Here is a 6595-nt window from a genome sequence, read left to right on the forward strand (position 1 = left end):
GATATTCCAAGGTGGGAGTGCCGAAGTCCTGAGCGATAAGCGCCGAGAGATTTTTTATAAAACGGCCAAATTTTACGCCGAGAAGGCGCGAGAAACTGGCGCAGAGGTCGCGTTTTACATGACCCATGCCTACGTGCCACCGCATAAAAGAGCCAAGGCGGATTTGATCGACACCATTTCGAGGTCTTATATCGAGGTCGGTGACAAGAACAATGCCTTGGTGATTCCAGTTGGCTTGGCATTTGATCGGGCATACAAGGCTCGCCCCGAGATACAACTGCACAAAAGTTTCGATGGCTCACATCCTAGTATGCTTGGGACCTACCTGGCAGCTTGCGTCGTGTACCTGAGCGTTTACGGTGGCTCGATCGATGGCCTAACCTATACGTATTTCGGTGAGGTTGATGAGGCAGATGCACAATTCCTGCAGCAAATAGCGACTGAAACCGTTTCGGATTTTTTCGAACGAAAATAATTTCATTCACCACTAGTGTGATTCTTCTTCTTGCGCGTTTTGAATGCGGATGTGCATAAGCGCAAAAACAAGAAGAGGACTTACACATGATGAAACCGATACCAAAAGCAATCAAAGCAAATCTGGGTATGCCCAGAGCTGCTTGGTTGGCTGGCCTTAGTACTTTGTTGCTGGCGTCAGGCATTCAGGCTCAAGACGAAAACGCGAAACAACAACTCGAGGAAATCGTCGTCGTGGGTTCGCAAATCAAGGGTGCAAGTATTACCGAGGCCTTGGCCGTCACCGTTGTTAGCTCAGAAGATATCGAGATTATGGGAGTAGACTCAGGTGATGAGTTAATGGCGCTCATCCCTGAAAACGGCCAAAACTTCTTCAATGAGGCTGAGAATATTTCTGGAGGCGTCAACTCATCCCGGGGTGACGTCGGCGCCTTCAACCTGCGCAACTTGGGTACAGGTAATACCTTGGTCTTGCTGAATGGGCGCCGTTTGGTAAACAACGCGTCCTACCAAACCGAGGAGGTGGGCGGGAGCTTCATTCCTGTGAATACAGTCAACTCGCAAATGTTGCCGGTCAAAGGCATCGAGCGAGTCGAAATTTTGCGTGACGGCGCGTCGGCAATTTACGGTGCCGATGCCGTTGCTGGTGTGGTTAACACAGTATTAAAAAACGACTTCGAAGGTTTGAATGTTTCTGTCAAGTGGACCGAATACGACAACTTGCCGCGTAACGACCAGAACCTGACTTTAGAGTGGGGTCAAAGTTTTAACGGTGGTCGGACCAATGTGGGCGTTTTTGGTAACTACTACTCGCGAGATCGTGTTCGCGCAAGCGATGACCCACGTTGGGCGAATGCGGATTTTTCAGACCGCGTGCCCGAAAATTCATTGTGGTTTGGCGACTCTGCGTGGCGAAATGACAGCGCGAATTCATTAGGTGGCCAGTTTGATATGCAGGGAGCCAGCAATGAATACGGTGCCTCAGCGGCTGGCGCGGTAGATAGCGCCGGGGAATTTCAAGTGTTTCCCTTGGGGTCGCCAGAGTGCCAATACCAACTGAACCAATACGCCTGTGCGAATGCGGACAACACTCCCATTTACCGCTCTAACCTGAACGAGTTCCGTGACATCGCCTCAGAGCTTGATCGTATGAGCTTGTTTGTGAACATCAACCACGAATTCGAGAGCGGCTTGGAGAGCTTTACCGAAATTCTGTACTACGAGGCGTCCTCAAACCTGCGTCGCCACGGTTCGTATCCAAGCCCAGTCAAATTTGAGGTTGGCGCTCAGAACTATTACAACCCCCTCGGTCCTTGTGGTTCACCCAATCGGTTGCCGGATTCGATCATTGGTACCGATGTACCCTGTGATGGCGTAACGTTACTCATTGATAATATTCGTTTCGACGAGGCGCCACGTATTGTCGATACCGATGTTGATACTTATCGCTTCTTGCAAGGCTTCAGAGGCACTGTCGGCGAGTGGGACTGGGAGTCAGCGGTGTCCATCTCTAAGGCAACCAGCAACGACGTAACGCATAACCGCGTGTCGAATACCTTAATGCAAGAAGCCTTGAATGATCCTACCCCTGCGGCGTACAACCCGTTTTCGATGGGTATTGATAACAACATCGAGCGTGCACGTATTGACGTGTATCGCAAGAACGAGACCGAGCTCAAAACCTTTGATGTCAAATTCTCGAACAACAATATCTACGAGCTTCCCGCTGGTCCAGTGGGTGTGGTCGGTGGCCTGGAGTGGCGTGAAGAATCTTTTGTGGATGATCGTGACCCTCGGTTGGACGGTACCATACAGGCCGTAGACCTCAATGGTGTGACCTACCCTTACATTTCAGATGTGGTGAACTCAAGCCCCAGTGCCGACAGTAAGGGCAGTCGCAAAGTGAACTCTGCTTTCGCCGAGGTTCAAATTCCCGTATTTACCGGCTTTGACTTGCAGTTAGCTGCCCGTTGGGAGGACTTCTCCGATGTGGGTTCGACCACAGTAGGTAAAGCGGCGTTCGGTTGGCGCTTGTTTGAACCCGTATTACTGCGTGGTTCGTGGTCTGAAGGCTATCGTGTTCCGAACTTGGTGACAGTCAACGAGGGCTTTGTGGCTCGCCAAAACTCACGTACCGACTGGGCTTGCGAATACGCGAAAGCGAATGGCAATGACACCTTGGACGTGCTGGATTGTGTTAACTCGACCCAGCGGGTTGCCGAGGGCAGTGATCAACTTGTGCCTGAAGAGTCGACCAATACGTCTATCGGTTTCGTCGTTGAGCCAATTGAAGGTTTAACGATTACCGTCGATTACTGGTCAATCGAGAAAGAGGGTACCATCGGTCTGTTCGGTGAAGAAAACCACATGGCCTTGGATCTGCTATACCGCATTCAAGCGGGAACAGCTAACTGTGCGGGTGAGACCTTCAATACTGCTGTGGTTCGAGACGATCCAAGCGCCGATGAGGCTGCTGTCTATACCGCGGCAGGTATTTGCCCTGCAGGCACAGCCGTTACCGTGTTTGACTCTTATGAAAACCTCGATACCCGAACAGTTGAAGGACACGATATCGGCGTTTACTACGATTTGAGCACGGATTTCGGTGAGTGGTCGTTTAGCTACAACGGCTCGTTCTTGGATACTTTCGAGCAAAAAGCAGGCGGTGCCGCTGCTGAGTTGATCGCAGCTCAGAAAGCCGGTGTTTTACCGCTTGATATTCCTGTCGATGGTTTTGCGGATCTGGTGGGTCGAGATGGTAACCAGGACGAGAAACACCGTGCGAAACTGAGCTGGCGTATGAGTGAGTTTGGGGCATCGTTGTCGGCTTACAAGATTGGCGATTTCTATCAGAGCTCGCTGACTTTGGCTGACGGCACGCGTTATGTCATTCCATCAATGACGACCTACGATGCTACCTTTGACTACCGCACCGATGTGATGGGTACCAAAACCCGTTTCCGCTTGGGCGTTAAGAACTTTACCGATGAGCGGGCACCTTTGGCAGACCGTTACTTCGGTTACTTCTCGGATGCTCACACCGACTACGGTCGTTATATGTACCTAGACGTTCGCGCGAGCTTCTAGTCCGCGCTTATCCGCGGGGCGTAAGCCCCGCGTCTTCAATCCGTTGTTATTGGGTGAATTATGAATTCTTCTGCTGTTCCTGAAGAGCGCCTGTCGTATCAAAACATAGGGCTGATCGCAGGTCCTTTGGTATTTGCCGTAATGATGTTGCTGGGCATCGACCAAGCGATGATGCCCGAGATGGCCTGGCGTGTCGCGGCGGTGGGGTTGTGGATGGGTATCTGGTGGGCAACCGAAGCGATACCGGTGCCAGCCACTGCATTTTTACCCCTGGTGTGTTTTGATTTGTTGGGTATTGCACCGATTGCCAAAGCGGCGCAGTCGTACGCACACCCGATTATTTATTTATTTTTGGGCGCCTTCATTCTGGCGTTGGCGGTTGAACGCTGGAATCTGCACAAGCGCATTGCTTTGATGATTTTGTCGCAAACGGGCACCGACGGTGCACGTTTGATTCTGGGTTTTATGGTGGTCGCTGCGGTGCTATCGATGTGGATGACGAATACCTCTACCACCATGATGCTTATGCCGATTGCGGTATCGGTTGCTGCGGTGGTGACCGAGAACATGGAAAGGGCTTCGGAGCGCGATAAGCGCAACTTCCAAATTGCCTTGCTGTTGGGACTCGCGTATGCGGCTACGATAGGGGGTTTAGCAACACTCGTGGGGACGCCACCGAATATCCTGCTTGCGGGTTTTTTGGTCGACACCTACGGTATTGAAATTAGTTTTTTAAATTGGATGCTGGTGGGTGTGCCGGTCAGTATCGTGCTGCTGCCCTTGGCGTGGTTGATCTTAACGCGCTGGGCTTTTGCCTTTGATATTCCCGAGAGCGAGGGGGCTAGAGCCCATCTACAAAGGCTTCGGGCAGAGCTTGGTCCTATGTCGAGTGCCGAGAAGCGAGTTGCGGTTATTTTTGTACTGGTGATTCTGGCCTGGATGTTTCGCCGGGTGATTACGGAGTCGACGGGTCTTACGGGTTTGAGTGACACCGGTGTTGCGATGACGGCGGCGCTGCTGTTGTTTTTAGTGCCCAGTGGTTCATCCTCACAATCCCAGCTTATGGTTTGGCACGACGTCGGGCGTCTGCCTTGGGGTGTACTGGTATTGTTTGGTGGTGGATTAAGTTTGGCCTCTGCGGTATCGCAAAGTGGTTTGGCCTTATGGCTGGGCGAGGGTTTGTCCCCTTTATCGGACTTGGGTGTGATTGTGGTGATTTTGGCGGCGGCGGGTTTGGTGATTTTCTTAACGGAGTTGACCAGCAATTTAGCGACGGCCGCGACCTTTTTGCCGGTGATTGCCGCCATCGCTACGCAGTCGGGCATTGATGTGTTGATGCTGGTTGTGCCCGTGACCTTAGCAGCGAGCTGCGCGTTTATGCTGCCGGTGGCCACGCCGCCTAACGCGATTGTGTTTGCGTCGGGCTTTATCCGTATACCGGATATGGTCAGAGCGGGAGTCTACTTGAATATTGTCAGTATGTTGCTTCTTACGGCTGTTGCACTATGGCTCGCGCCTGCTGTACTGCAGCCATAAGTAGGGACTGTCGCCAAACCCTATTTGCTTGCTTTTTTCTAGGATTGGTTTAACTATACGTTCAAGATCTTGAATGGGCGTATAACGATGATTACAGCCGATCCGCTTAAAAAGCTGCAGTTTGAAACGCTGATCGAGCGTTATCGCGGTCAGCTTTTGGCTGCTTTAAGTTCGATGCTGGACAGTTCGGATTTAGAAGAAGTGGTGCAAGAGGCGTCGTTAAAGGTGTATCTAAACCTTGAGTCAATAGAAGTCGATGCGATCAAAGCCTATTGGTATCGGACGGCAAGAAATTTAGCGATCAGTCGCTTGAGGCACCAAAAAGTGGTGCGGCACTTTGCGCCTGACATTACCGAGGCCTTGTTGGAGCAGCAAGCTCAGGGTGATGCAGATCGAGTGTATTATGACGCCTGGTCTAGGAATGTCCTTGTAGACGCTATTAATCGCCTACCACCGGTATGTCGCAACGTGTTTATTTTTCGACAGATCGAGGGATACAGTAAGAAAGAAATTGCTGAGAAAATGAACATTAGTATTCATACTGTCGATAATCACCTCACACACGGCATGAAGTTGTGCCGACGTCATCTTAAAGAGACCCTAAGTTTCGGTAACGCTTCATTGGAAACACTGCTTAAACAAGCGTGAGTCGCTATGTCTTTAGATGAGTGGCTCGGTATAGGTTTACCTGACGAGATTGTTGACGAAGCCATCGTTTGGGTCGCCAAACTAGATGGCGACACTCTCAACGATGAAGAGAAACAGGCATTCTTTGTCTGGTTAGACGCCGAGCCAGAACATCAGTGGGCCTATGAGGAAATCTCTGAGGCATGGTCAAAGCTTAAAGGTCTGCAAGCGGTTAAAGATTCACTGGTGCGTTCAGAGGTGGTCTATTTCAAAGCGCCTCAGCAGGATGAGGACGCCCACCCCATAACCCCAGACTCGTATCCGCGATTATCATGGTTGGCTCTGGGCCTGATGCTAATGGGCGTCTTAGTTGGAATAGTTGCTTAGGCGGCTAGTGGCTTTTTGCTGATCAAGCGTTTATCTATTTTACCGTCGAGCGAGCAGAATATGTTTCTTTATCACGCTATCAAAATGCGTAACACCTGTCTGTCAGTGGGTTTGTTGGTCGCCACCATGCTGCTGTTGCCTCTGGTCAGTGCGGTTCAAGCAGCCCAAGTGCAGGTCTTGAAGAACACGACACCTGAGAGAATTTTATTTGTCGGCAATAGTTATTTTTATTATAACGATAGCCTGCACAACCACGTGCGTCGCATAGTGGACGAATTAAATCCTGGTGTGGCAGAAGGCTTGCAGTACAAGTCAGCGACTATTGGCGGTGCCGCCTTGTGGCACCACGCCATCAATAATCTTTTGGCCCCCGGGAAAATAGGCGTTGATAAACCCTTTGATCTGGTGATATTCCAAGGTGGGAGTGCCGAAGTCCTGAGCGATAAGCGCCGAGAGATTTTTTATAAAACGGCCAAATTTTACG

General features: G+C 50.9%; 6 protein-coding genes. All 6 read left to right on the forward strand.

Annotated elements, in window-relative coordinates:
* On the forward strand, window positions 1-475 hold a 475-nt coding region (locus ACTF5Z_RS10810), incomplete at its 5' end, for a DUF4886 domain-containing protein (RefSeq protein WP_438985638.1).
* Window positions 476-561: 86 nt separating this feature from the next.
* Window positions 562-3561 carry a TonB-dependent receptor domain-containing protein gene (locus tag ACTF5Z_RS10815; RefSeq protein ID WP_438985639.1) on the forward strand — a complete coding sequence of 1000 codons (3000 nt, stop codon included), beginning with the start codon at window positions 562-564 and terminating at the stop codon, window positions 3559-3561.
* Between the two features lie 60 nt (window positions 3562-3621).
* Window positions 3622-5097, forward strand: coding sequence for an SLC13 family permease (locus ACTF5Z_RS10820; RefSeq protein WP_438985640.1), 1476 nt, complete (start codon window positions 3622-3624; stop codon window positions 5095-5097).
* Window positions 5098-5184: 87 nt separating this feature from the next.
* A complete protein-coding gene (locus ACTF5Z_RS10825; RefSeq protein WP_438985641.1) occupies window positions 5185-5745 on the forward strand; it encodes an RNA polymerase sigma factor in 561 nt (186 codons plus the stop codon).
* Window positions 5746-5751: 6 nt separating this feature from the next.
* Complete coding sequence (locus tag ACTF5Z_RS10830; RefSeq protein ID WP_438985642.1) at window positions 5752-6111, forward strand: FecR/PupR family sigma factor regulator; 360 nt, start codon at window positions 5752-5754, stop codon at window positions 6109-6111.
* Between the two features lie 60 nt (window positions 6112-6171).
* Window positions 6172-6595, forward strand: a 424-nt coding sequence (locus ACTF5Z_RS10835; RefSeq protein WP_438985643.1) for a hypothetical protein, incomplete at its 3' end; no start/stop codon positions are given.

It is taken from the genome of Aequoribacter sp. (genome assembly GCF_965659035.1).
GTDB lineage: Bacteria > Pseudomonadota > Gammaproteobacteria > Pseudomonadales > Halieaceae > Aequoribacter.